We start from the raw sequence: 23,853 nt of genomic DNA, 5'->3' as shown, positions 1-23,853 counted from the left end.
CCTCATGAGCCAGTCCTACCCGGAGAACCCGCGGGGCATCCGCCAGCGGTTCTCGCGGTGGAACACGACTCGTCGCGGTACCAAGACGCTGAAGGCGGCGTACGCGCAGGCGGCCCGGGACGTCAAGCGGATGGATCCCGCCGTCCGCGAGCAGATCGGCCGCGCGCACGTGACCCGCGCCGACCTGCAGATGCTGGCCGGTACTCATGTGGACGCGCAGTTCGGGCCCGATCGGTACGGCGCGGTGTCGCAGCAGCTCGGCCAGGACCTCTCCGCGCGGACGTCCACCCCTGCCCCGACCAGGAACCCGCTGCGCCGGATCGCGAACCGGTACTCGCGGTGGCGCAACACCCGGCAGGGCACGAAGATGCTGAAGGCGGCGTTCACGCAGGCGGCGCGGGACGTGAAGCGGACGGATCCGTCGGTGCGGTATGCGATCGGGCGGTCGACGATCAACCGGTCGGATCTGGCGGCGCTCGCGTCGGGGCGGATGGATGAGGTGTTCCGGCCGCAGGGGCGGTTCCAGAATGTGCCGGGTCAGCAGCAGGGGCAGCAGGCGCAGGTCCAGCAGGCTCCGCAGCAGACGGCGGCTGCGGCGCAGCTGAACGAGCAGATGTCGGCCCAGATCCAGTCTCTGCAGGCGACCATCGATCAGCAGGCGCAAACGATCTCGGTGATGGAGGAGAACCTCCGGCTGCAGGCGCAGCTGCGCGAGATGCTCGAGACGCGCGTCCAGCAGCTGCAGGCGGAGCTCGGACAGACTCCGCAGGTCGAAGGCCCCGAGGTCGAAAACCCGCGAGCCCTCGAAGAAAACCAGAACGAAACACCTGCCGTCGGCGAGAACACTGGCGAGCCTGCGCTCGGCGAGAACACTGGCGAGCCTGCGGTTGGCGAGAACACAGGTGAGCCGGCACTCGGGGAAAACACTGGCGAGCCTGCGGTTGGCGAGAACACTGGTGAACCCACGCTTGGTGAGAACACTGGTGAGGCTGCGGTTGGCGAGAACGCTGGCGGGCCTGCTGTTGGTGAGGACACCGGTGAGCCCGTGGTTGGGGAGGACACGGGTGAGGCTGCGGTCGGTGAGGACGGGGAAGCGGCGGCCGTTGGTGAGACTGGTGAGGTGGCGGTCCCGGGTGGCGAGGTCGAGAACCCGGCTGCGGTGACGGAGCAGGGTGGGCAGTCGCCGAGGTCGCGTGAATGGTTCGAGTCGGCGGCCGGGAACCGGGAGTTCGACTCCAGCGATCTGGCACCGAACGAGGCGACCAGCGAGACAGGCGCCGAGCCGGTCGCGGCCGAGACCGGCGAGGGCGAACTCGCGGCCGGCGAACGCGAGACCGGTGAGGGTGAGCGCGAAGCTGGCGAGATTGAGCAGCCCGCGGCGGAGGCTACTGCGGAGACGTCCACTGGCCCGCAACAGTCGACCGTGAACGCGGAGCAGTCCGGCGCCAACCCACAGCAGCCGGGTGCGGGCGCGGAGCAGACCGGGGCCAACCCACAGCAGACCGGGGCCAACCCGCAGAAGCCGCAGCGGGTGGCTGAGCAGGGTGGGCAGTCCGGCGGGGATCCGAAGCAGCCTGCGAAGGGTGGGCAGGGAGAACGGTCGGCTGGGGACGGTCTTGATCAGGCTGCGCGGCTTCAGGCGACCAGCCAGCGGCCGCTTACCCACGTGTCGGGCAAGCATGTCACCGCCGCGACCCGCGCCGGCGGCAGCGAAGACGGCAACCGGCGCCAGACCGACACCCAAACCCAACGCAAAACCCCCGGCAAAGAAGGCCGCTGACCGCACAGGCGGCACAAGCAAGCGGCACAGCCGACACAAGCAGGCGGCCCGGCAGGCACGCGCGGGAGGCGCAGCGGGCACGCGCGGGAGGCGCAGCGGGCACGCGCGGGAGGCGCGGAACAAGCGCCCCTTCGAGCGCCGCCTGAGCACCCCGCCCGCCGGCGAGCGGTCATGGCGCGGGCGCCGGGCGGTCGTGGGGCGGTCGTCGTGGGGCGAGCGTCGGGCGGTCGTGGCGCGGGCGCCGGGCGGGCGCCGGGCGCCGGGCGAGCCGTAGGCGGACGCGGGGCGGACGCGGGGCGGACGCGGGGCGGACGCGGGGCGGACGCGGGGCGTGGTGGGTTGGTGTTGAGGGGGCTGACCTGGTGGTTAGAGGTTGGTGAGTTTGAGGTGGATGGCTGCTGGTGTGCCCTCGGTCAGGTTTTCGGCGGTGCGGATCGGCTTCTTCATCGGGAGGATGTACGTGCCTTCCTTGGTGGGGAAGACGGACGTGCGCCAACTACTCCCGCCTACTGTCACCTCGACGCGGACCGAGCCGAAGCCGCGGCGGTGGCCTTCCGTCAGGTCGGTGATTTCGTCGCTGATGTGCTCCGGCACCGTGACGAAGTGCCACGCGGCTTCGCCGGGGTACACCCACAGCAACGCCGTGAAGCGATAGGTCCTCACGAGCTGAGCGGGGTGCCGCGTCGAGCGAGCACGGCCGTCGCCGCGTCGAGGAGGATTGCTCGTACGTCGGCGTCGCTCACGCCGGGCTGCAGCTCGGCCGACATCGCCGCGCCGACCGTCTCCACGGCCGCAGCGGCGCGCAACCGATCAGCCGGTGTCGGATCCGGCCCCGCGAGCCACGCCTGGAACCGCCGCGACTGCGCGATCAGATCATCCAGGTCGTCCCCGAACGCAGCCAGCACGGCGGCGATGTCGCGCATCAACGTCGGCCCGGTCGAACGGTGCGCGACGACCACCTCGATGTAAGCGGCGAGCAGTTCGCGTTCCTTCTCCGGGGACCACGGCACGTCGTCGACCTGCCGCAGTACGGCGAAGACGTCGTCGAGGAAGGTGCCGGCAATCGCGCGCAGGAGCTCCTGTTTGGACGAGTAGTGGTAATACAGCGACGCCTTGGTGATACCGACCTGTTCGGCGATCTCCCGGAGGCTGGTCTTCTCGTAGCCCTGGGTGGAGAACAGATGCACCGCGGCGCGGTGGATCTCGGTCTTGGTGTCGCGGGGACTGGTCGCGTGCTGCACGTCACCACCTTCTCACCTTCCCTTGCCTACCGGTCGGCAGGTAGTTTACCTACCGACCGGCAGGTAGAGAATCCCGCACGGAGGGGTTGAGGGATGTTCACCAGACTGGGGCGCTTCGTCGTCCGGAACCCGTGGAAGGTGATCGCCGCGTGGGTGGTCGCGGCGGTGGCCGTGATCGCCTTCGCGCCGACGCTCGCGGATGTCACCACGAAGGACCAGGCGGAGCTGCTGCCGAGCAAGTACGAGTCGGTGCAGGCGCAGAAGCTGGCCGCGACCGCGTTCGGGCAGACGAACGACGCGACCGCGAGCATCGTCGTCAAGCGCAACGCGGGCGGCGTACTGACGGCTGCCGACCAGGCGAGGATCACCGAGCTCGCGGCCAAGATCACCGCGGCGAAGATCGACCGGGTGACCGCGGCGGTCACCGGCCCGCAGGCCGTCTCGGAGAACAAGCAGGTCCAGATCGTCAGCGTCGGACTGAAGGGTACGGCGGACGAGCAGCCGGTGCTGGACGCCGTACAGAAGATCCGCGACGTGACCGGCTCCGCGCTGACCGGCGCCGATCTGGAGTACGGCGTGACCGGCGACGCGGCGCTGATGCTCGACAACCAGGACGCGTTCGACAACGCGCTGATCGTGGTCGGGATCGCGACCGTGGTCCTGATCGTCGGCCTGCTGCTGGTGATCTACCGCAGCCCGGTCGCCGCATTCCTGCCGATCCTGACCGTCGGCCTCGTGTCCGCGATCGCGCCCGGCCTGATCGCGCTGGTCGCGAAGGCGACCGGCCTGCAGGTCACCCAGGATCTGCAGACGATCCTGACCGTCGTGCTGTACGGCGTCGGCACGGACTACATCCTGTTCCTGCTGTTCCGGTTCCGCGAACGGCTCCGGGCCGGCGAGGAACCGAAGGAAGCACTGATCAACGCGGTCGCGCGCGTCGCCGAGGTGATCGTGTCCGCGGCCGGCGCGATCATCGTCGCGTTCAGCGCGCTGCTGCTCGCGGTGTTCGGCGGGTTCAAGAGCCTCGGCCCGGGGCTGGCAATCGCGGTCGCGGTGATGGCGTTCGCGGCGATCACGCTGATCCCGGCGGTCGTGTCGCTGCTCGGCCCGAAGGTGTTCTGGCCGTCGAAGTCCTGGCAGCGGACGCCGAAGGGCGCGATGTTCAAGCGGCTCGGTACGTTCACCGCCCGCCGCCCGGGCGTGGTCGCGGCGATCTCCGGCGGTGTGATGGTGGTGCTCGCGCTCGGGTCGCTCGGGATGAAGGTCGACTACGACGCGTTCAGCCAGCTCCCGGACGGTACGGAGTCGGCGCGCGCGATCAAGGACCTGCAGGCAGGCTTCCCGGCCGGCGCGCTGAACCCGACCACGGTGTACGTCCGGAGCACCGACGGTACGCCGCTCGACCAGGCTGAGCTCACGACGTACGCCGGGAAACTGGCGAAGGTCGACGGCGTCGGCGGGGTTCTTCCGGCGGGCGCCGACGGCAGCGTCGCGCTGCTCAACAAGGACAAGACCGTTGCCCAGCTCAACGTCGTACTCAAGGATGCGCCGTACGCGAACGCCTCGCTGGATCTCGTCGACGGCAAGCTTCGCGCCGCCGCCCACACCGAGGCCCCGGACGGTACGACGACGTTGCTCGGCGGCGTGACCGCGTCGTACGCGGACATCCGGGCCGCGAACAGCCGGGACCTGTCGGTGATCTTCCCGGTCGCCGGCGGGCTGATCGCGATCATCCTCGCGCTGCTGCTGCGGTCGCTGGTCGCGCCGGTGATCCTGATGCTCGCGGTGGTGCTGAGCTTCTTCAGCTCGATCGGCGCGACCGTGTTCGTCTTCCAGGGCGCGGCCGGGCACCCGGGCGTGACGTTCTCGCTGCCGATCATGCTGTACCTGTTCGTCGTTGCCATCGGCACCGACTACAACATCTTGATGATCGCCCGGCTCCGCGAGGAGGCCGAGCGCGGCACCGATCCACGGACCGCGGCCGACCGGGCGATCGAGCACGGCGGACCGTCGGTCGCGGCGGCCGGGCTGATCCTGGCCGGGACGTTCTCGTCGCTGATGCTGGCCGGGATGGCGCTGCTCACCGAGATGGGGTTCTCGGTCGCGGCCGGCATCGTGATCTCGGCGTTCGTGATGTCGAGCTTCCTGGTGCCGAGCGTGATCGCACTGCTCGGCCGCCGCGCCTGGTGGCCGCGCCGCGTGAAGGTCCGCGCGCCGGACGACGAACGCGAACTCGAGCCGGTCGGCTAGGCGGTCTGCTTGAGGCGGACCGTGAAGATCGGCAGCAGGATGTGGACGAGCGGCCCGATCGACAGCGCGTACACCACCGTGCCGACGCCGATCGAGCCGCCCATCAGGAATCCGGTGGCCAGGACGGTCAGCTCCAGGGTCGTCCGGACCAGCCGGACGCTCAGGCCGGTACGGCGTACCAGGCCCGTCATCAGCCCGTCGCGCGGACCCGGGCCGAACTGCGCGCCGATGTAGAGCGCGCCGGCCAGCGCATTCAGTACGACGCCGGCGAGCATGAACACGATCCGCAGCCAGAGCGCGTGCGGCCGGTCGACCGTGGCCAGCGTGAGGTCCGTGACCAGGCCGATGACGATCGCGTTGCTGATCGTGCCGAGCCCGGGCCACTGCCGCAGCGGGATCCACGCGAGCAGGACGACGAAGCTGATCGCGATCACCACGGTGCCGAAGCTGACCGGGATGTGTTTGGTGATGCCGGAGTGGAACACGTCCCACGGGTCCAGGCCGAGGTTGCCCTGGATCATCAGGCCCATCGAGGCGCCGTACAGCGACAGGCCGACGTACAGCTGCACCAGGCGGCGCGGGAGATGGCCCGCCTTCAGTTGCTGGATCGGGTTGATCGGGGCGAGTTGGCGCGGGGCGGCGTCGGAGGTGGCGGTCACATGCTCCAGTGTCCGGAGGAAGTGGCCTGGTATTCGATAGCCAATTGCGCAATAGTGGACTGCATGCAAGCCCGTTATCTCCCCGCCAGTACGTTGACCGGCCTGCTCGGCGAATGGTCCGGCGGTCCCGGTCCGGCGTACCGCGTGCTCGCCGAACGGCTCCGGTTGCTGATCGCGGACGGGCGGATCATGCCCGGCTCCCGGCTGCCGAGCGAGCGCGAGCTGACCGAGGCGCTCGGGGTCAGCCGGACGACGGTCGCGTCGGCGTACCGCGAACTGCGCGACAGCGGGTACCTGACCAGCCGGCGCGGGTCCGGCAGCGTGACCGCACTGCCGTCGAAGGTCGAGCCCGAACTCGGGCGGCACCACGCGCCGGGCATCGACACCGAGGGCCTGTACGACTTCACCTGCGCGGCGCCCGCGGCGGTGCCCGGCATCAGTACGGCGGTGGCGGCCGCGGCTCTCGAACTGCCGCTGCACCTGGCGACACCGGGCTATCACCCGCAAGGCCTGCCGGTACTGCGGGCCGAGATCGCGGCGGCGTACTGCGAACGCGGCCTGCCGACCACCGCGGATCAGATCATCGTCACCGCCGGAGCGCTCGCGGCGACGTCGATCGCCGTCCGGGCGACCACCCAGATCGGCGACCGGGTACTCACCGAGAGCCCGACGCACCCGAACTCGGTGGACGCGATCCGGCGCAGCGGCTGCCGGGTGGTCGCGGTCCCGATGTCGCCCGGCGGCTGGGACCTGCCGTTGCTGGAAGCAACCATCCGGCAGACGGCGCCGCGGGCCGCGTGGCTGGTCGTGGACTTCCAGAACCCGACCGGTTTCCTGATGCCGGCGGCGGACCGGCAGCGGCTGGCGCGGGCGTTCGCGCGGTCCCGGACGACGGCGATCGTGGACGAGACACTGTTCGAGCTGTCGCTGGACGGGCAGGAGATGCCGCCGCCGTTCGCGACGTACGACCCGGACGGGGTGATCACCGTCGGGTCGGTGAGCAAGTCGTTCTGGGGCGGGCTGCGGATCGGGTGGATGCGGGTGCCGGAGGCGCTGGTGGCGCGGGTGCTGGACGCGCGGGCGTCGCTGGACCTCGGGGCGCCGGTGCTGGAACAGCTCGTGGTCGCGGACCTGCTGCGACGGCGCTCCACACTGCTCCCGGACCGCCGTACGGTGCTGGCTCGTCGCCGGGATGCGCTTGCCGCCGCCGTCACGGAGGAGTTGCCGTCGTGGAAGTTCCGGCTGCCGTCGGGTGGGTTGTCGCTGTGGTGCGAGCTGCCGGAACCGGTCGGGTCGAGCCTTGTCGGCGTCGCCCAGCGCAACGGCGCCCTCCTGGTGGCCGGCTCCCGCTTCTCCCCCGACGGCGGCCTCGAGTCCTTCATCCGCCTCCCGTTCACGCTGGCGGAGGACGCTCTGCGCGACGGCGTTCGTCGGGTGGCCGCCTCGTACGACTCGCTGACCACGGCAGGCCCCACTCGGCGGGCCGGCGTGATGATCGCGTGATCGCGGATCCCCAGGCCATCACAATCGGCCCCGGCCGCCGCGCCCACGCGGGAGACTCGGCGAATCGCGAGATTGTGATGGCCTGGGCATCCGCCACCACTCGCCGAGCCCGCCGCGCCGACAGGTCCGCACGTCATCGTGCCGTAAGGGGTGCAGGGAAGGTTGGGCTTACCGGGAGCGTTGGGAGACTATCAGAGTCAGACTGCGAGAGGCGTGAGAATGTCGTTCTTCACCCGCAACACCGCCATGGTCGAGCCGCAGGCCGCGCTGCCCGGCCGGCCGGCCCCCGGCTTCGCCGTACCCGACGAGAACATCGTCCTGCACACGCCGCAGACCGCCGCCGCCCCCGAGGGCTTCGAGGAGGTCTGGTTCGGCACGGGCTGCTTCTGGGGTACCGAGGAGATCTTCTGGCAGCAGCCCGGCGTCTACACCACCGCCGTCGGGTACGCGGGCGGCTACACCCCGAACCCGACGTACGAAGAGGTCTGCACCGGCCGCACCGGCCACGCGGAGGCGGTCCGGGTCGTCTACGACCCCACCAAGACCACCTTCACCGACCTGCTGAAGGTCTTCTGGGAAACCCACGACCCGACCCAGGGCATGCGCCAGGGCAACGACCTCGGCTCCCAGTACCGCTCGGCCGTCTACTACACCACCGACGCCCAACGCGCCGAAGCCGAACGCACCCGCGACCTCTACGCCCCCGTCATCAAGCCCCTCGGCTACGACGACATCACCACCGAGATCGCCCCCGCCACCACGTTCTACTACGCGGAGGACTACCACCAGCAGTACCTCCACAAAAACCCCAACGGCTACCGCTGCCACAGCAACACGGGCGTACCGTTCCCCGCCGACGACTAGTACATCGCGCGTGCGTACCAGCGAGACCCGTCCGTGGTACGCACGCGCAGGGCCGCACCTGCTTCAGGCCGTATCGCTCTCGATCAGCTCCTCAGGCAGCGGCAGTGCCGCAAGCCCGTGACCTGCGGTTTTGCTGGCCGTCCCCCGACCGGGTTCGTCGCCGGCCAACTCCTCGCGCCGGCACGCACTACTGGGCAGACCGTCGCTGGACCCCGCATGGGACCCCGGGGAATTGCATCTGCTGCAGACGGGGCGAGATTGCGCTTCCCGATGCGCGTCCGGTGGTTTCAGTCTGCAGCGAGATAGGTACGAAGTTCTGCTGCCCGCTCGGTTATAGCCTTCTGCGCGCTGGGGCGGAAGCGGAGGAGCTGGATGCCGAGGACAGCGTCGGCGGCGTCGAGATCGCAGCCGAAGAGGGTGGCGACCTCGGCCTTGATCTCGCTGAGATCGCTGCCCTCGCTGCGGTCGGCCCGGATAAGAGCGAGCAGCTCCGGAAGCCGTTCTGGGACCTGCTCGAGCACGCTGTAGACGTTCAGTTGAGCTTGCGCCGCTGCTCGCTGTTCCGCATCCACTGGATCGCCTCCGCCAAGGTCCGGCTGAACTGTGATTGGCATCCGACTTTAGGGGAAGGTCGGCTGTCCTCCGTGCGCCGGGATGGTCCAACGCGGCGTTTGCATGTTCATGGGGCCGGCGGTGGGGTAGCCGCGGGTCTCGATCTTCAACGTGATGCGTGCTTCGTTGTAGTACTTCGCGCCGTTCGTCCCGCCTTGGTGCCACCTCTCGGTGTCGATCGGGACTCGCCACGTGAATCCACCGACGGCCGCGTTGTTGCAGTTCTGCCAGGTGTGCACCGTGCTATCAGGCAAGTTGTTTCGATCGTACCGTGCCAGGCATTCCAGCTTCGTGATGTCGACGCGCGGGCCTCTGACCACCTCGAAGTCGCCTGACATGGAGACGGTCGGATACTCGTCCAGATAGGTGCGAATCTCCAGCAACGACTTGCCGATCTCGGAACAGCCTGACGATCCGCACCACAAGTACGTGGGATATCCCTTGGTGGTGTTGGACAGCGAGGTCACCGCGCGCGGTGCCGGCGGCGGCACGCTGACGACGGGCAGGCGTTCGGGCGGTGTTCTCAGCAGCTTCTCCAGTGTTGTCTGCAATGCGTCGGCCCGGGTGCGGCCGCGCTGCGCGACGAAGTAGTGGGCCTTTGCGGTCTCTCCGCGCAGGAGTGCTTGTGAGACGGCCGCCACGGTCGGATCGATGTCGCCGATGACGATCGAGGTCAGGCACGCTCCGGTACCGACGGCCACGTCTGAGCAGGTCTGATCATGCGGAGTTTGGGTCTGCGGTGCTGCATTGGCGGGCGGCGTGAGACCGAGACACGCAACCGAAGCGACAACCGCGATGCGTATTAATCGTTTGTGAGTGAGCATTGGGGCGGCGCTCCTTGCTGACAGAAGTTGGTCGAACGGTGATACCGATGACTATCTGAGCTGCCGTAATGGCGCAGGGCAAGTTGCTGCGGAGAGATCTGCAGGAACCTGCAAACCCCGTCACGAAACGAGATCAACGGTCTCCGCGGCAGGTCTTCCTGCGACGCGTGCGGCAAGCAGCGGCGCCTGGCAAGGGGCTGTCGACCGAAGGCCGGGCTCACGGCATCACCCGATACGGAAGCGGCTCGCGAAGGACCCGGAACCCGCTCGGATCCAGGAGTCGCCGTCTGCGGTGTGCGGCTCATGGAGCCCGGGCGGTATGACCGTCAAGGGGACGCTGTTGAGCGGCTTGTCAGCCGGACCAAGAGCTCCTGTCCCATAGCCTGGTTGATGCTGCTCCCCCCTACTGCAGTGCCTCAGGGCGGGCATCGCCGAGCAACGCGACACGTCGCCGAGCGCGATGGGCCAGGCGAGCCTTCTCATCCGGTATGCCGCCTTCAGCGTCCTTCATCCCCCGTTGCCACCTGGCGCTCCACCAGCCCATCACCAATCCGAAGGGGAAGCCCGTGACAATCGCCCCGCCGCCGGCCGCGGTCCAACTCGACCCGTCGTGCTTGGTGAATACACCCATCGCCACCCCGAACAGGACGCCGCCCAGCACACCTGGAATCCACCCAGGGACCTCGGCTCGCTCACCACGCACGTGGTAATCATCCGCCACAGCGAGCACCGGTGTCGCCTTCTATCGCCGTGGCGACATCGCTACCACCCGCAGTACCTCCACAAAAAACCCCAACGGCTACCGCTGCCACAGCAACACGGGTGTCAAGTTCCCGGCTGACGGCTAGCTGAGCGGCATGTCGGGGAAGCCGGTCCAGCGGAGCTCGGACGGGAGGTGGCTCATGTCGTTGTACATGAGGACGGATGACAGGCGGCCTGGTGTGTAGCGGATCACGGTCAGTGCGGCGTTGCAATGGGACAGGCTGAGCCAGCGCCAGTCGGGCGCGCTCATGGCGCGCCCGACGAGCCACCCGATCAGGAAGTTGTGGGTTACGAGCAGTTCGTGTCGTTCGGTGGAGCCGGCTGCGGGTTCTGTGAAGAGTTCCAGGGCCGAGTTGGCCAGGTCAGCCCTGGCTGTGGATTGGTGTAGGTAGTCGGCTGCGCCGGGTGGTAGGTCGTCGGCCTTGGGGATGTGGGGGACGTAGTCGCCGGCTGGCTCTGACTCGTGGAGTGGGGCGGACGTTGTCAGCTGTTGGGTGATCAGGCGGGCTGTTTGGGCTGCTCGTGGGAGTGGTCCGTGGTGGATGGCGGCGAAGGGGACGTCTCGTAGGCGCTGGCCGAGGAGGACGGCCTGGTGGCGGCCGGAGGCTGTTAGGGCGGTTTCGTCGGGTTGGGCCTCGGCGTGGCGGGTCAGGTAGAGGTAGCGGGTTGCCTGGTCGGTCACTTGTCGCTCCGTTCGTCCTTGGGTGGACGCGGCGGTGCTGGGCTTTGTTGGCGGGTGTCGGCAGTACCGTTTCCGGCAGGGGTGTCGGATCGGGGTCGGTCCGTTCGTGGTGTGGGTAGAGGGTGGCGTTGGGCTGCCTGTGGAGGAGGACGTTATGGCTGAGTACCTCGTTGCCTTCAACGACGAGTGGGTTCCGGAGCATACGGACGACGAGTTGATGGCGAAGTCGCGGGCGTTGAGGCCGTTGCTGGCGGAGATGCGGGAGGCGGGGGTGTTGATCTTCACCGGGGGGCTGGACCCGGAGGCGCCGGTGTTCAGTGTGGATGCGGCCGGCGGTACGCCGATGTTCACGGACGGGCCGTACGTCGAGTCGAAGGAGCACCTGGGCGGGTTCGCCGTACTGGATGTGGCCGACGAGGAGGCGGCGCGGCACTGGGCGGGGAAGATCGCGGAGGCGTGCGGATGGCCGCAGCAGGTGAGCCGCTTCCAGGTGCCACGCAATCAGCGCAGCTGACGGAAACCCGGAGGCCGGTGGGCGGGATGGTCGGCGATGATGGGGTGGTGCCGATCGCCGCGACCCATGAACTGACCGACGCCACGCCCGCCGCACCCGGCCGGGTGATCCTGCTCAACGGGACGTCGAGCTCCGGCAAGTCCACGATCGCCGACCAGCTGATGGACACGCTGGACGGCGCCTGGTACCTGCTGAAGATCGACCACTTCCACCACATCCGCTCCCGCCAGGAGTGGACGGAAGACGAGTTCCTGCCGATCTTCCAGCGCACCGTGCTCGGCTTCCACCGCGCGGTCGCGGGCATGGCGGCGGCCGGGAACGACGTGGTCGTCGACCACATCCTCGGCGAGCGGTGGCGGCTGGACGACTGCCTGTCGGTGTTCGAAGGCCTGCCCGTCCTGTTCGTCGGCATCCGCTGCTCGCTCCCCGAGCTGGAGCGCCGGGAACGCGATCGCGGCAACCGCACGATCGGCCGGGCCGCCGTACAGTTCCCGATCGTCCACGAGCACGGCGTGTACGACGTGGAGGTCGACTCGGAGCACCTCTCCCCCGCGGAGTGCGCGGCGGCCGTCCGCGAGCGCCTGGACGACGGGCCGCCGACGGCGTTCGACAAGCTCCGCGCGGTCAGGTGATGCGGAAGATGTGCACGATGTTCGGTGTATCGACGAGCGTGTGCGGGACGAACGCGTGGTACGCCCAGACGTGGACCCACGCGTTGCCGGTGCGGACCGTGAGGACGGTCTTGAACATGCCCGGCGCGAAGTACGTCAGCACCAGGAACGCCACGGACAGTACGGCGTTGCCGGGTGAGTTGAAGAGCGTCCACGCGTCCCAGATGTGCAACGCGGTGTACGTCAGCCCGCCGAGCACCACCGTCGCCGCGACCGAACCGGTGAGCCGGAGGAACCGCGGCACCAGGATCGCGTAGATGAAGACCATCGCGGGCAGTACGGCGCCGGCCAGGTACAGCACGAACGTCAGCGGTACGCCGATCGCGAACTGCCGCCCGGTGAGCTCGAAGATGCCGGGGTCGAGCGCCGCGATCTGCACGACCGACTCGATCGCCAGCACCACGAGGATCAGTACGACGTCCGCCCGCCGGTTCGCGGACCGGAGGTTGAGCGCCTCCGAGGAGTACCGCCGCCGGAAGTACAGCAGCGGGATCACGGCGTACACGACGAGGTTGTAGACGGCCCACACGATCGCCTCGGCCGGGGCGACGTGCGCGTGCGTCCCGTACAGCGAGCCGGCCAGATGCAGCGCGAACGGGTGCCAGCCGAGCAGCCGCGCCAGAATGAACCCGAAGACCAGACCGCCCGCGCCGTACAGCAGGAGCAGCGTCGTCTCGCGGGCGGCGAGCGAGCGTTCGGGTGCCCGCGCGGCGAGGTTCAGCGTCCGGCGTTTGCGGGTCATCCAGAACACCAGCGTGCCGAGCAGGAACACCTCGACGAGGCCGAGATCCGCCTTCACCAGTTGACCGATCGGGCTGTCCGATGCGGCGGCCGGCCAGTCGAACGGCAGCGTCCCGTGCGCGACCACGAGCACCACGACGTTGCACAACACCCACCCCAGGGCGGCCAGCAGCACGATCACGGCAACTCCGCTTTTGTCACACGAGCGTGTCAAGACAACTCGGACATTAACACGCTCGTATCACAAAACGTAAGGGTCAGCCCATCGTCTTCTGGCCGTCGATCGTCTCCCGGATGATGTCCGCGTGACCGGCGTGCTGCGCGGTCTCCGAGGCGATGTGCAGGAACGCCATCCGCACCGACCAGAACACGCCCGGCGGCTGCCACGGCGCCTCCTGCAGCTCGTACTTCGCGTCGAGGTCGAGCGTGCGGACCAGCTCCTCGGTGGCCGCGGCGACCTTCTCGTACGCCGCGAGAACGTCGGCCAGCGTCTCCCCCTCGACGAAGTGGAACTGCTTCTGCCACTCCGCGATCACCTCGGGCGAGAACTCGACCGGAGCGGTCTGTCCCTTGCCCTGGGCGAACTCGCCCCAGTGCTGCTCGACGGTCATCACGTGCTTGATCAGCCCGCCGACCGTCAGTTCGCTCTTCGTACTGCGGGTGCTCGCCTGCTCGTCGGTCAGCCCCTGCGCCGTGTGCCGCAGGAAGTTCCGGCGGGTCGCGAGAAGGTCCAGGATGTCGGCGCGCTCCGGGGCCAGGGTCTGCTCGTTTGTCGTCATGGGACGATCTTAAAACGGTATAGCGGTCAGTTTCTGACCTCTACCAAAGAGAGTAACGTCGGAAGCGTGCGAGCTGTCGAGTACTCCGTGACCGGTGAGCCCGATGTCCTGACCCTCGTGGACAGGCCGATGCCCGATCCGGGGCCTGGGGAGGTGCGGGTGCGGATCCACCGGTCGGGGGTGAACCCGACCGACTGGAAGACGCGCCGCGGCAGCGAGTCCGGTACGCCGGTGCGGCCCGCGCAGGTGCCGAACCAGGACGGCTCCGGCGACGTCGACGCGGTCGGGCAGGGCGTCGACGCGGGCCTCCGCGGGCAGCGCGTGTGGCTGTGGGAGGCGGCGTACCAGCGGCCGGCGGGTGGGACGGCGCAGGAGTACGCCGTGGTGCCGGTGCGGCATGTGGTGCCGCTGCCGGACACGGCGTCGTACGACCTGGGCGCCGGGCTCGGCGTACCGTTCCTGACCGCGCATCGGTGTCTGACCGTGACCGAGGACGGGCCGGTTCACCTCGGGCCGGGCAAGCTGGCCGGGCGGACCGTACTGGTCGCCGGCGGCGCGGGAGCGGTCGGCAACGCGGCGATCCAGCTCGCGCGGTGGTCGGACGCGACGGTGATCACGACGGTGAGCAGCCCGGAGAAGGGCAACCTCGCGGCGCTCGCCGGGGCGGATCATGTCATCGACTACAAGCGGCAGGACGTGGTGGCCGAGGTACGGGCGATTGCGCCGGGCGGGGTCGACACGATCGTCGAGGTGTCACCGGCGGCGAACGCGGCGATCGACGCCCAGGTGATCGCGACGCACGGGTCGGTGGCCGTGTATGCGACCGACGGCGGCGCGACGATGGAGCTCCCGGTGCGGGCGTCGATGGTGCCGAATGCTCGTTGGCAGTTCGTCCTGCTGTACACGGCACCGGAGTCGTGGCGCCCGCGCGGGCTCGGCGACGTCGCGGCGGCGGTCGAGGCCGGGGCGATCCGGATCGGGCCGGAGGCCGGGATCCCCTTGCACCACTACGCTCTCGCGCAGGCCGCCGAGGCCCATGCGGCGGTCGAGGACAGCGTCGTCGGCAAGGTCCTGATCGACGTCAGCTGATCTGCTGGAGGGCGGCGGCGCAGCGGCAGGTCGGGTCGTCGGTGCAGAGCAGTGCGGTCGGGTCGGTCTCGATCAGGTCGCGGGTCGCGGACAGGACCGCCTCCTTCGGGATCCGGCGGACGCGGGCCTGGCCGATCCGCACCTCCCGGGTCGCGGGCCGCAGTACCGGCTCGATCGCGTCGAACATGTGGCTGGCGCCGGGGATGTTCGGGTACTCGACCCACAGCCCGTCCGCGGACTTCGCGTACCGGTAGAACCGCGAGCGTCCGAGCTGCTGCTCCGCGAGGTGGATCGTGGTGTTCGACGTGTGCGTCACCCCGAGCAGCAGCACGTCCCCGTCGAGCGCCTCGATCGGACCGAGCGGCCAGTCGGGCCGCTGCGCCGCGATGATCCGATCCGCTGCGGGACCGGCGGCCTGGTAGGAGAACAGCGGATGCTCGCTCCGCAACGGCTCGCGGGTCTGCCGGAAGATCTCCGGGATCCGCCCCAGCCACCGGTCGACCGGCAGATCAGCCCGGAAACTGCTTGCCTGCGACAACTTCTCGTCGAAGTCCGGCCAGCTCTCCGCGTTCCAGAAGGCGTTCCGCGGCCGCACCATCCCCGGCGGCGCCGGCAACCCGGTCAGGTCCCAGGTCCCGGCCGGCATCAGTACGGTCCCGCACACCTCGGTCAGCGCCGTACACACCGCCTCCGCGCCGCCGTCGACGTACCCGAAGGAGCTCAGCGAGGAGTGCACGATCACCTCGGACGTCGTGCCCAGCCCAAGCTGCCGAAGCCCGTCGGACAGGTCCGCCACGGTCACGTCCATCCGAGCAATATCTCATACATCCCTAGTTGCCAACAGCAAATAACCGGCTGACTACTGCGCCTCGAACAGACCGGTTTCCCGGTAGCCGGCGTGGAGGCGCAGGACCAGTTCGGTCGGTGGATGCAGCGGTCCGGGCGGGGTTGCGAAGAAGCCCGCCTCGAGTACTTCGTCCGCGGCCGGGCGCAGCGTGCCCGTCCACCTCCGGGTTTCGAAGCAGAGCGCGAAGCACTGCACCACGTCGCCGTTCGGATACGTCAGCGTGTGGACGTCGGCGCGCGACACCGACGCGAACGGCACCAGGTCCTCCTCGGCGACCACCAGCCCGGTCTCCTCGGCGAACTCGCGGGCCGCCGTACCGCGGAAGCTGTCGCCCGGCTCGGCGCCGCCGGCCGGGAGTTCCCAGCGGCCGGTGTCGCGGCTGCGCTGGAAGAGGATGCGGTCGTCGGCGTCGATCGCGAGTACCTGCGCGCCGGGCAGCAACAGCAGCCGGGAGCCCACGTCGCGCCGGAGCTGGGCAAGGTAAGGATCCACGGATGAGAGGGTAGAGCCGTGGAACTGGTGAGGCGGCGGGCGGGATCTCTGCTGGGGCTGGGGCTGATCGGCGGACTGGTGTGGGCGACGGCGGTCACGTTGTCGCAGCCGAACTGGTACGACCCGGGCGAGGACTGCGCGCGCAAGCTCGGCGCGGTGAACGCCGAACCGCGGACCAGCTGGTTCCCGCCGTCGGCGAGCTGCGTGTCGGACGGCGTCGTCCACCAGTACATGTCGACGACCCGCTCGGTGGTGCTGTCGATCCTCGGCGTGCTGCTGCTGATCGCGCTGGTGACCGGCCTGATCCTGACCCTCCAGCGGCTCGGCGGCGCCCCAGGGCCGGTCCGTACCGCCGACGACGTCGACCTCCGCCGCCGGCGCCGGACCCACCTGGGGTTCGGCGCGCTGGACATGGCGGTCGCGTTCGCGCCGATCACGTTCCTGAACGCGGCCGCGATCGTGTTCGGCGGGCTGCCCGGCGGCGTCCTGATCATCGCCGCGTCGCTGGTCGGCCTGAGCGCGTTCGGCGCGATGCTCGACCGGCACATGGGTCCGTTGCCGAGCACCGCGCTGGAGTCCCGGCGGCGCGGGACGGTCGCGGGCGTCGCGACGTACGGCGTGGTGTTCGCGGCGACGGCGTTCTCGGGGCAGCTGCCGTTCTTCCGGTTCTGGGCGGTCCCGGCCGGCGGCGTCGCGTACGCCGTGATCGTGGCGATCCAATGGTCTCGCGCGGTAGGTAAGGTCGAGGTGTGACCAGTGCAGCGGTGATCGGTGGTGCGGGACAGGTCCTGTCCGAGGACGAGGTGACGGCGTTCATCGGTGACGCCCTGGCCGGGGCGGGACTGGAGGGGCGCAGCGTCTGCGTGATCGTGCCGGACGCGACCCGCAGCTGCCCGCTGCCGCTGCTGCTGAAGGCGGTCACGCAGGCCCTGAAGGGCAGCCAGGTCACGATCTTGGTTGCCCTCGGCACCCATGCGGAGATGACGCCCGAGCAGCTCCGCAAACACCTCGGCGACGACTACCCGAACGTGATCAACCACGAGTGGTGGAAGCCGGACACGTTCGCCGACCTCGGCACGATCAGCCCGGACCGGGTCGGCGAGATCTCCGGCGAGATGCTCCGCGACGAGGTCCCGGTGCGGCTGAACCGGGCCGTCGTCGAGCACGACGTGGCGCTCGTCGTCGGGCCGGTGTTCCCGCACGAGGTGGTCGGGTTCTCCGGCGGCAACAAGTACTTCTTCCCGGGCGTCGCCGGCCAGGAGGTGATCGACTTCTCGCACTGGCTCGGCGCCCTGATCACCAGCTCGAACATCATCGGTACGCCGGGCATCACGCCGGTCCGGGCGCTGATCGACGAGGCCGCCGCCCTGATCCCGGCCGAGAAGCTCGCGCTGTCCGTCGTCGCGCAGTCCGGGACCGACGCGCTGCACGCGATCGCGTTCGGCGACACCGTCGAGTCGTGGCGCGCCGCCGCCGAGATCTCCGCGCAGACCCACGTCCGGTACCTGGACCGCCCGGTCCGGCGGGTGGTGTCGGTGATGCCGCCGAAGTACGCCGACATCTGGACCGCGGCGAAGGGGTTCTACAAGCTCGAGCCGGTGGTCGCCGACGGCGGCGAGGTGATCCTGTACGCACCGCACGTCACCGAACTCGCCGCGATGCACCCGGAGATCGCGGAGATCGGGTACCACTGCCGCGACTACTTCCTCGGCCAGTGGGAGAAGTTCCGCGACCTGCACTGGGGCGTCCTCGCGCACTCCACGCACCTGCGCGGCGCCGGCACCTGGGACCCGGTGAACGGCGAGCACCTCCGCGTCCAGGTCACGCTCGCCACCGGCATCCCGGAGGACGTCGTCCGCGGCGCGAACCTCGGGTACGTCGACCCCGCGACCGTCGACCTGGCCGCGTGGGAAGCCGACCCGGACACGTTCGTCGTACCGAACGCCGGCGAGACCCTGTACCGGCTCAAGGCCTAGCCGCTGCGGGTGACCCGCCGGTAACCTGGGCCGCTATGACAGACGTCGTCATCATCGGCTCCGGGTTCGCCGGGCTGTGCATGGGGATCAAGCTCAGGCAGGCCGGCTGCGAGGACTTCGTGATCCTCGAGCAGGCCGACGACCTCGGCGGGACGTGGCGGGACAACACGTATCCCGGCTGCGCCTGCGACATCCCGTCGTACCTCTACTCGTTCTCGTTCGAGCAGAACCCGCGCTGGACGCGGATGTTCGCGCCGTGGAGCGAGATCCTCGCGTACCTGCGGCACTGCGCCGAGAAGTACGGCATCGCGGACAAGATCCGGTACGGAGCCGAGGTCACCCGGGCCGAGTTCGACGAGGCGACCGGGCACTGGACGGTCACGGTCAACGACGACGAGACGATCGAGACCCAGGCGCTCGTCACCGGCGTCGGCAGCCTGCACCTCCCGAAGCGCCCGGACATCCCGGGGCTCGACTCGTTCGGCGGTACGACGTTCCACTCGGCGCAGTGGGACCACGACCGGGACCTCCGCGGGCGGAACGTCGCGGTGATCGGGACCGGGGCGTCGGCGATCCAGTTCGTGCCGCAGATCGCGCCGGAGGTGGCGCAGCTGGACGTGTACCAGCGCACCGCGCCGTGGGTGACACCGAAGCCGGACCGCGCGATCGGTGGGTGGGAACGTACGCTGCACTCCCGCTTCCCCGCCGCGCAGCGGACGATCCGGAACGCGATCTACTGGGGCCTCGAAGGCCGCGGCGCCGGCTTCGCCGGGAACCCGAAGCTGATGAAAGGCCTCGAGCTGCAGGCGAAACGGCACCTGCACAAGCAGGTCTCCGATCCGGAGCTCCGCGCGCAGCTGACCCCGGACTACCAGATCGGCTGCAAGCGGATCCTGATCTCGAACGACTACTACCCGGCTTTGCAGCGACCCAATGTCAGTGTGGTCAGTACGCCGATCGCGCGGATCACTGCCACCGGCGTCGTGACCGCCGACGGCACCGAGCGCTCCTGCGACACGATCGTCCTCGGCACCGGCTTCGACGTCTCCGCGAACCTCACCCGGATGCCGATCCTGGGCAAGGACGGCATCGACCTCGCCGACCACTGGAAACAGCACGGTGTCGGCGCCCACCTGGGCATCACGGTCGCCGGCTACCCGAACCTGTTCCTCCTGGTCGGCCCGAACACGCTGCTCGGCCACTCCTCGATGGTCTTCATGATCGAGTCCCAGGTCCGCTACGTCATGCAGGCCCTGCACCTCCTCCGCCGCCGCAACGCGACGTACGTCGAGGTCCGCGAAGAGGTCCAGGAACACTTCGTCACCGACGTCCAACGCGACCTCGACACCACGGTCTGGCACTCCGGCTGCACCAGCTGGTACCTGGACGCCGCCGGCCGCAACTCCACCATCTGGCCCGAATGGACCTTCACCTACTGGCACCGCACCCGAAAACTCAACCCGTCCGACTTCGCGGTCGTCCACTAGGTGATTACCCGGACTCCTCTAGTAGGAGGCCGGGTGCGGTGGCGTACGACCTTGGGATGAGGGGAAGACCGATCCGGAGGCCGATGTCTCAGAAGGTCTGTTGAAGGACTCTTGAGACATGGACATTCTTCAGATCGCAGGAGCGGCAGTCGTCGTGATCGGCATCGTGATCACCGCGCTGATCGCCATCATCCCGTCAGTCGTCGACCGCTAGTACACCCAACCTCAATCGGCGGACAGATGGACCAGCAGGTCCTGCCGGGTCAGTACGCCCACCGGCTTGCCGTCGTCCAGGACCATCAGGGCGTCACGACCCTCGAGCAGTTCGACCGCCTTGGTGACCGGTTCGCCGGCGCCCAGGGACGGTAGGGCCGGGTCCATGTGCTGCTCGACGATATCGGCGAGCCGCGCCTTGCCGGAGTACAGGGCGTCCATCAGCGTCCGTTCCGACACCGCGCCGGCCACCTCGGCCGCCATCACCGGCGGCTCGGCCCGGACCACCGGCATCTGCGAGACGCCGTACTCGCGGAGGATCGCGACGGCCTCGGCGATCGTCTCGTGCGGATGGGTGTGCACGAGCGGCGGCAGGCTCCCGTCCTTGCCGGCCAGCACGTCACCGAGCGTGGTCCCCTGCTTGGCGTGCGCGAGGAACCCGTACTGCGCCAACCAGTCGTCGTTGAACACCTTCGTCAGGTAACCGCGTCCGCCGTCCGGCAGCAGTACGACGATCACCGCGTCCGGGTCGTCCAACTCGTGCGCGAGCCGGATCGCCGCCGCGGCCGCCATCCCGGCGGATCCGCCGACCAGCATCGCCTCCTCACGCGCCAGCCGCCGGGTGAGCGCGAACGAGTCCGCGTCCGACACCTCGATCACCCGGTCGCAGATCTCCCGGTCGTACGTCTCCGGCCAGAAGTCCTCGCCGACGCCCTCGACCAGGTACGGCCGGCCGGTACCGCCGGAGTACACCGAGCCCTCGGGGTCCGCGCCGATGATCTGCACGCGACCGCCGGAGACCTCCTTCAGGTACTTCCCGGTGCCGCTGATCGTGCCGCCGGTGCCGACGCCCGCGACGAAGTGCGTGATCTTGCCCTCGGTCTGCTCCCAGAGCTCGGGACCGGTGGTCTCGTAGTGCGAGCGCGGGTTGTTCGGGTTCGCGTACTGGTTCGGCTTCCAGGCGCCCTCGATCTCGCGGACGAGCCGGTCGGACACGTTGTAGTACGAGTCCGGGTGCTCGGGCGCGACCGCGGTCGGGCACACGACAACCTCGGCGCCGTACGCCTTGAGCACGTTGCGCTTGTCCTCGCTGACCTTGTCGGGGCAGACGAAGACGCACTTGTAGCCCTTCTGCTGGGCGACCATCGCGAGCCCGACGCCGGTGTTGCCGGAGGTCGGCTCGACGATCGTGCCGCCGGGCTTGAGCTCGCCGGAGGCTTCCGCGGCCTCGATCATCCGGACCGCGATCCGGTCCTTCACCGAGCCGCCGGGGTTGAAGTACTCAACCTTGGCCAGGACGAGCGGCCGGGCCCCGTCGGTCGTCTTCGTCAGCCGCACCAACGGGGTGTTGCCGACCAGGTCCAGGAGAGATTCTGCGTAGCGCACGATCTTTACTGTAGTGATACAGGACGCTTTGCCCTATTTTCACTTGCGTCGCGATAACAGCGTGTAATCCTTGTTACATGAGTAAAGCTGGGGCAGCCAAGAAGCTGGCCCAGGCCGCAGCCTTCGGGGGTGGGGGTCTCGGACTCATCGGTGCCACGCTGTACGGCGTACTCACCGCTGAGGCCGAGTACGCGAAGCGCGTGATCGGACCGATGCGCTACTACCCGACTCCGGGCGACGGTCTGTACGGCCGGTATCCAGGACATCCGATCACCTTCGCCATGCTCGGCGACTCGAGTGCCGCGGGGTACGGCACCGACTCGCCGAACGAGACTCCCGGGGTGCTGATCGCCTCCGGGCTGGCCGACCTGGCCGAGCGGCCGGTGCGGCTGGTCGACGTGTCGAAGACCGGGGCGAAGTCGACCGACCTGGCGGCGCAGGTGGACACCGCGCTGCAGACCGGCCCGCACGTCGCGGTGATCCTGATCGGGGCGAACGACGTGAAGGCCAAGATGCCGCCGTCGACGTCCGTCCGGCTGCTGTCGGCCGCAGTCCGACGGTTGCGCGCCGCGAACTGCGAGGTCGTCGTGGGTACCTGCCCGGATCTCGGCGTGGTGCCGCCGATCGTGCCGCCGCTGCGCTGGGTGGCCCGGTCCTGGAGCCACCGGCTGGCGGCCGCGCAGACGATCGCGGTCGTCGAGGCGGGCGGCCGGTCGGTGTCGCTGGGCTCGCTGCTCGGCGAGGTGTTCCGGACCGATCCGTCGATGTGGGGCCGGGACAACTTCCACCCGTCCGCCACCGGGTACGCCGCCGCGTCCGCCGCACTGCTGCCGTCGGTGGCGGCAGCGATGGGCGTCGGGCCGGAGTCGTTCGTGCATCCGGAGCCGTTCCGCGGCGAGGCGATCCTGCCGATCGCGCAGGCCGCCGTCCAGGCCGCCCGCCGGGCCGGTACCGAGGTCGCGGCCACCGAGGTGGCCGGCCGCGAGCGTGGGCCGCGAGGCCGCTGGGCCGCACTGCGGCATCGCCGCCGGCACCCCAAGGCCGACGTCGAGCGGGTCGAGGAAACCGCCGCGGAAAATCCGGAAAGCGTGCCTGTCGGCCAGTAGTTGTTGAGGTTGTGCGTCCGCTGAGCGGCGACTTTCATGTCGGGAGCCTTGCCTCCGGGCGGCCAGGTGGTGCACAGTCGATAACTACGCGGTACCCCGATGACGGGAGGCGAAGATGGGCTTGAACCACTCCGAGGAGACGCATCAGCGTTTGGTGGAGGCCGTGCCCAGATGCACCGGACGCGCTATGACCGAGTGGTTCCAGCTGATGAACGACGGACCGTCGTTCCTGCGCTTCGACGACAGAGTTCGATGGCTCTCCAGCGAGTACGCGCTCGCGCATGGGCACGCGACCGCCATCGTCCACGAGTTCGACCTGGTCAAGGCGCACCGGCGAATGGGCTGAGCCGCAAAGGAGAAACTCTCGAAGACCTGCCCTTTCAGGTGGAGGGGCAGGTCTTTCACGTTCCGGCGAGCACTTCGTTGCCCTCGGGATCCGTTACCAGCTGGGGGTTCCGGCCGCTGAGCTCGAACCGGATCCGGTTCCGCTGCGGCCGCGGTTCCTGCAGTTGCTGGAAGATCAGCACCGGGTTCAGGTCGCGCGGATCGTGGATGTCGGTGACGTCCGGCCGGCCGTCGAACTCGTAGCCGAGCAGCTCGGCCCAGAACGTCCGGAGCCCCGGTACGTCGAGCGCGTCGATACCGAACTGCACAAACCGCAACGGCGCCGAATCCGCCCGCAGCCCGAGATCCTTGGCCGCACCCTCGATCTGCCGGGCGAGTACGACGAACTCCGGATCGGTCTCCCACGCGTCCTTCCGGCCCGCGATCGTGAGACCTTCGGGCCGTACGTCGAGCCGCAGCGGAACGCCCGCCGCGTCGGCCAGCTCCGCGACCGCCGTCACGAAACGCGGCGGCGCCTTCGGGTAGTGCACCATCGCGCTGAACAACGCGTACCAGTCGGTCGTCCCGGGCAGCGGATCGCCCGGCACCAGGTCGACCTCGTTCCCCTCGGCGTCGGCCAGCATCACCCCGAACGGCCCGGACGGCTCGCGATCGCCCCGGGCCCGCAGCGCTTCGCCGTACGGGCGGACGACGTCGACGTGGATCCGGTTCCGGAGCGGCCGCGGGTCGTCCAGACGGCGTACCGGGACCAGCGGGGCGCCGATCATCGTGTCCCAGAACGCCTGGATCGCGGGCGGGTTCGCGGCCTCGATCAGGATCGACAGCGTCCGGGCCGCGCCCTCGGTCAGGCCGAGCTTCCGGGCCGCGGCGGCGACCGGGGTCAGGTCGTCGGCCCGGACCAGTACGCCGGTCGCCCGGACGTCGGCCGTTCCACCGACCGCGGCGGCGAGCGCGGCCCCCGCGGTGTGCGAGGGAGCGTCGTACCAGACAGTCTGCATACGACCACGGTAGAACCGGAACCGGACGACCT

25 protein-coding genes are annotated in these 23,853 nt (G+C 69.3%); 12 read left to right on the top strand and 13 right to left on the bottom strand.

The features are described from left to right. Positions 1 to 4 precede the first annotated feature (4 nt). Positions 5 to 1,780 (top strand): hypothetical protein, encoded by a 1,776-nt coding sequence (locus ACXJJ3_RS30625; RefSeq protein ID WP_458165316.1) that lies wholly within the window; start codon positions 5 to 7, stop codon positions 1,778 to 1,780. 366 nt (positions 1,781 to 2,146) lie between these two features. Here ACXJJ3_RS30625 and ACXJJ3_RS30620 read toward each other — a convergent pair whose 3' ends face one another. Both ACXJJ3_RS30620 and ACXJJ3_RS30615 read right to left on the bottom strand, forming a co-directional pair. Further along, the gene (locus ACXJJ3_RS30620) at positions 2,147 to 2,443 is read right to left on the bottom strand and encodes a DUF1905 domain-containing protein (RefSeq protein ID WP_458165315.1); all 297 of its coding nucleotides are present in this window, start codon (positions 2,441 to 2,443) and stop codon (positions 2,147 to 2,149) included. Beyond that, positions 2,440 to 3,021, bottom strand: a complete 582-nt coding sequence (locus ACXJJ3_RS30615) for a TetR family transcriptional regulator (RefSeq protein ID WP_458165314.1) — start codon at positions 3,019 to 3,021, stop codon at positions 2,440 to 2,442. The genes ACXJJ3_RS30620 and ACXJJ3_RS30615 overlap by 4 nt, the downstream gene beginning before the upstream one ends. 93 nt (positions 3,022 to 3,114) lie before the next feature. On the opposite strand from ACXJJ3_RS30615, the gene ACXJJ3_RS30610 reads away from it, so the two are divergent. Beyond that, the gene (locus ACXJJ3_RS30610) at positions 3,115 to 5,271 is read left to right on the top strand and encodes an MMPL family transporter (protein ID WP_458165313.1); all 2,157 of its coding nucleotides are present in this window, start codon (positions 3,115 to 3,117) and stop codon (positions 5,269 to 5,271) included. On the opposite strand, the gene yczE is transcribed toward ACXJJ3_RS30610, so the two are convergent. Next, on the bottom strand, positions 5,268 to 5,930 hold the full coding sequence (gene yczE / locus ACXJJ3_RS30605; RefSeq protein WP_458165312.1) for a membrane protein YczE: 663 nt from the start codon (positions 5,928 to 5,930) through the stop codon (positions 5,268 to 5,270). The genes ACXJJ3_RS30610 and yczE overlap by 4 nt on opposite strands. A 63-nt stretch (positions 5,931 to 5,993) precedes the next feature. Between yczE and yczR the strand changes: the two genes are divergently transcribed. Together yczR and msrA are read left to right on the top strand one after the other, a co-directional pair. Continuing rightward, on the top strand, positions 5,994 to 7,433 hold the full coding sequence (yczR, locus tag ACXJJ3_RS30600) for a MocR-like transcription factor YczR (protein ID WP_458165311.1): 1,440 nt from the start codon (positions 5,994 to 5,996) through the stop codon (positions 7,431 to 7,433). A gap of 219 nt (positions 7,434 to 7,652) precedes the next feature. Beyond that, positions 7,653 to 8,297, top strand: coding sequence for a peptide-methionine (S)-S-oxide reductase MsrA (msrA, locus tag ACXJJ3_RS30595; RefSeq protein ID WP_458165310.1), 645 nt, complete (start codon positions 7,653 to 7,655; stop codon positions 8,295 to 8,297). Between the two features lie 287 nt (positions 8,298 to 8,584). Here the strand turns inward: msrA and ACXJJ3_RS30590 are convergent, their stop codons facing one another. From ACXJJ3_RS30590 to ACXJJ3_RS30575, 4 genes are all read right to left on the bottom strand, one after another. Then, positions 8,585 to 8,869: a hypothetical protein gene (locus tag ACXJJ3_RS30590; RefSeq protein ID WP_458165309.1), complete on the bottom strand. Its 285-nt coding sequence runs from the start codon at positions 8,867 to 8,869 to the stop codon at positions 8,585 to 8,587. A gap of 48 nt (positions 8,870 to 8,917) precedes the next feature. Next, on the bottom strand, positions 8,918 to 9,733 hold the full coding sequence (locus ACXJJ3_RS30585) for a hypothetical protein (protein ID WP_458165308.1): 816 nt from the start codon (positions 9,731 to 9,733) through the stop codon (positions 8,918 to 8,920). Positions 9,734 to 10,136: 403 nt separating this feature from the next. After that, the gene (locus tag ACXJJ3_RS30580; protein WP_458165307.1) at positions 10,137 to 10,463 is read right to left on the bottom strand and encodes a hypothetical protein; all 327 of its coding nucleotides are present in this window, start codon (positions 10,461 to 10,463) and stop codon (positions 10,137 to 10,139) included. 114 nt (positions 10,464 to 10,577) lie between these two features. Beyond that, positions 10,578 to 11,177: a histidine phosphatase family protein gene (locus ACXJJ3_RS30575; protein ID WP_458165306.1), complete on the bottom strand. Its 600-nt coding sequence runs from the start codon at positions 11,175 to 11,177 to the stop codon at positions 10,578 to 10,580. 154 nt (positions 11,178 to 11,331) lie between these two features. On the opposite strand from ACXJJ3_RS30575, the gene ACXJJ3_RS30570 reads away from it, so the two are divergent. Both ACXJJ3_RS30570 and ACXJJ3_RS30565 read left to right on the top strand, forming a co-directional pair. Further along, positions 11,332 to 11,691 carry a YciI family protein gene (locus ACXJJ3_RS30570; RefSeq protein ID WP_458165305.1) on the top strand — a complete coding sequence of 120 codons (360 nt, stop codon included), beginning with the start codon at positions 11,332 to 11,334 and terminating at the stop codon, positions 11,689 to 11,691. Between the two features lie 26 nt (positions 11,692 to 11,717). Then, the gene (locus ACXJJ3_RS30565) at positions 11,718 to 12,323 is read left to right on the top strand and encodes a chloramphenicol phosphotransferase CPT family protein (RefSeq protein ID WP_458165304.1); all 606 of its coding nucleotides are present in this window, start codon (positions 11,718 to 11,720) and stop codon (positions 12,321 to 12,323) included. Here the strand turns inward: ACXJJ3_RS30565 and ACXJJ3_RS30560 are convergent. After that, on the bottom strand, positions 12,316 to 13,284 hold the full coding sequence (locus tag ACXJJ3_RS30560) for a hypothetical protein (protein WP_458165303.1): 969 nt from the start codon (positions 13,282 to 13,284) through the stop codon (positions 12,316 to 12,318). The two genes, ACXJJ3_RS30565 and ACXJJ3_RS30560, sit on opposite strands and share 8 nt — an antisense overlap. Positions 13,285 to 13,360: 76 nt before the next feature. Next, positions 13,361 to 13,882: a DinB family protein gene (locus tag ACXJJ3_RS30555; RefSeq protein ID WP_458165302.1), complete on the bottom strand. Its 522-nt coding sequence runs from the start codon at positions 13,880 to 13,882 to the stop codon at positions 13,361 to 13,363. A gap of 66 nt (positions 13,883 to 13,948) precedes the next feature. On the opposite strand from ACXJJ3_RS30555, the gene ACXJJ3_RS30550 reads away from it, so the two are divergent. Then, complete coding sequence (locus tag ACXJJ3_RS30550) at positions 13,949 to 14,971, top strand: NADPH:quinone reductase (protein ID WP_458165301.1); 1,023 nt, start codon at positions 13,949 to 13,951, stop codon at positions 14,969 to 14,971. Here ACXJJ3_RS30550 and ACXJJ3_RS30545 read toward each other — a convergent pair. Both ACXJJ3_RS30545 and ACXJJ3_RS30540 read right to left on the bottom strand, forming a co-directional pair. Continuing rightward, on the bottom strand, positions 14,964 to 15,779 hold the full coding sequence (locus tag ACXJJ3_RS30545) for an AAC(3) family N-acetyltransferase (protein ID WP_458165300.1): 816 nt from the start codon (positions 15,777 to 15,779) through the stop codon (positions 14,964 to 14,966). The two genes, ACXJJ3_RS30550 and ACXJJ3_RS30545, sit on opposite strands and share 8 nt — an antisense overlap. 51 nt (positions 15,780 to 15,830) lie before the next feature. Then, on the bottom strand, positions 15,831 to 16,310 hold the full coding sequence (locus ACXJJ3_RS30540; protein WP_458165299.1) for an NUDIX domain-containing protein: 480 nt from the start codon (positions 16,308 to 16,310) through the stop codon (positions 15,831 to 15,833). An 18-nt stretch (positions 16,311 to 16,328) separates the two neighbouring features. Here ACXJJ3_RS30540 and ACXJJ3_RS30535 point away from each other — a divergent pair, with 18 nt between their 5' ends. Genes ACXJJ3_RS30535 through ACXJJ3_RS30525 form a run of 3 tightly spaced genes read left to right on the top strand, consistent with a single transcriptional unit; the run spans position 16,329 to position 19,773 of the window. Next, positions 16,329 to 17,063: a hypothetical protein gene (locus ACXJJ3_RS30535; protein ID WP_458165298.1), complete on the top strand. Its 735-nt coding sequence runs from the start codon at positions 16,329 to 16,331 to the stop codon at positions 17,061 to 17,063. Then, a complete protein-coding gene (locus ACXJJ3_RS30530; protein WP_458165297.1) occupies positions 17,060 to 18,286 on the top strand; it encodes a lactate racemase domain-containing protein in 1,227 nt (408 codons plus the stop codon). The genes ACXJJ3_RS30535 and ACXJJ3_RS30530 overlap by 4 nt, the downstream gene beginning before the upstream one ends. A 35-nt stretch (positions 18,287 to 18,321) precedes the next feature. Further along, complete coding sequence (locus ACXJJ3_RS30525) at positions 18,322 to 19,773, top strand: flavin-containing monooxygenase (protein ID WP_458165296.1); 1,452 nt, start codon at positions 18,322 to 18,324, stop codon at positions 19,771 to 19,773. 225 nt (positions 19,774 to 19,998) lie between these two features. Here the strand turns inward: ACXJJ3_RS30525 and ACXJJ3_RS30520 are convergent, their stop codons facing one another. Then, the gene (locus ACXJJ3_RS30520) at positions 19,999 to 21,372 is read right to left on the bottom strand and encodes a cystathionine beta-synthase (RefSeq protein ID WP_458165295.1); all 1,374 of its coding nucleotides are present in this window, start codon (positions 21,370 to 21,372) and stop codon (positions 19,999 to 20,001) included. Positions 21,373 to 21,449: 77 nt separating this feature from the next. Here ACXJJ3_RS30520 and ACXJJ3_RS30515 point away from each other — a divergent pair, with 77 nt between their 5' ends. Both ACXJJ3_RS30515 and ACXJJ3_RS30510 read left to right on the top strand, forming a co-directional pair. Then, positions 21,450 to 22,478: an SGNH/GDSL hydrolase family protein gene (locus ACXJJ3_RS30515; RefSeq protein WP_458165294.1), complete on the top strand. Its 1,029-nt coding sequence runs from the start codon at positions 21,450 to 21,452 to the stop codon at positions 22,476 to 22,478. A gap of 115 nt (positions 22,479 to 22,593) precedes the next feature. After that, entirely contained in the window at positions 22,594 to 22,824 is a 231-nt protein-coding gene (locus tag ACXJJ3_RS30510; RefSeq protein WP_380193634.1) for a DUF4287 domain-containing protein, read from the top strand. A gap of 55 nt (positions 22,825 to 22,879) precedes the next feature. Here ACXJJ3_RS30510 and ACXJJ3_RS30505 read toward each other — a convergent pair whose 3' ends face one another. After that, complete coding sequence (locus tag ACXJJ3_RS30505; RefSeq protein WP_458165293.1) at positions 22,880 to 23,821, bottom strand: VOC family protein; 942 nt, start codon at positions 23,819 to 23,821, stop codon at positions 22,880 to 22,882. Positions 23,822 to 23,853 lie beyond the last annotated feature (32 nt).

The sequence above is a fragment of the Kribbella sp. WER1 genome, assembly GCF_054189145.1.
The sequence above is the reverse complement of the archived record's forward strand: the minus strand, read 5'-3'. Positions and strand labels throughout refer to the sequence as shown.

Coding starts and splice junctions, on each gene's coding strand:
- ACXJJ3_RS30625 (WP_458165316.1), top strand. CDS start 5: ATGAGCCAGTCCTACCCGGAGAACCCGCGGGGCATCCGCCAGCGGTTC.
- ACXJJ3_RS30610 (WP_458165313.1), top strand. CDS start 3,115: ATGTTCACCAGACTGGGGCGCTTCGTCGTCCGGAACCCGTGGAAGGTG.
- yczR (WP_458165311.1), top strand. CDS start 5,994: ATGCAAGCCCGTTATCTCCCCGCCAGTACGTTGACCGGCCTGCTCGGC.
- msrA (WP_458165310.1), top strand. CDS start 7,653: ATGTCGTTCTTCACCCGCAACACCGCCATGGTCGAGCCGCAGGCCGCG.
- ACXJJ3_RS30585 (WP_458165308.1), bottom strand. CDS start 9,733: ATGCTCACTCACAAACGATTAATACGCATCGCGGTTGTCGCTTCGGTT.
- ACXJJ3_RS30570 (WP_458165305.1), top strand. CDS start 11,332: ATGGCTGAGTACCTCGTTGCCTTCAACGACGAGTGGGTTCCGGAGCAT.
- ACXJJ3_RS30565 (WP_458165304.1), top strand. CDS start 11,718: ATGGTCGGCGATGATGGGGTGGTGCCGATCGCCGCGACCCATGAACTG.
- ACXJJ3_RS30555 (WP_458165302.1), bottom strand. CDS start 13,882: ATGACGACAAACGAGCAGACCCTGGCCCCGGAGCGCGCCGACATCCTG.
- ACXJJ3_RS30545 (WP_458165300.1), bottom strand. CDS start 15,779: ATGGACGTGACCGTGGCGGACCTGTCCGACGGGCTTCGGCAGCTTGGG.
- ACXJJ3_RS30525 (WP_458165296.1), top strand. CDS start 18,322: ATGACAGACGTCGTCATCATCGGCTCCGGGTTCGCCGGGCTGTGCATG.
- ACXJJ3_RS30515 (WP_458165294.1), top strand. CDS start 21,450: ATGAGTAAAGCTGGGGCAGCCAAGAAGCTGGCCCAGGCCGCAGCCTTC.
- ACXJJ3_RS30510 (WP_380193634.1), top strand. CDS start 22,594: ATGGGCTTGAACCACTCCGAGGAGACGCATCAGCGTTTGGTGGAGGCC.
- ACXJJ3_RS30505 (WP_458165293.1), bottom strand. CDS start 23,821: ATGCAGACTGTCTGGTACGACGCTCCCTCGCACACCGCGGGGGCCGCG.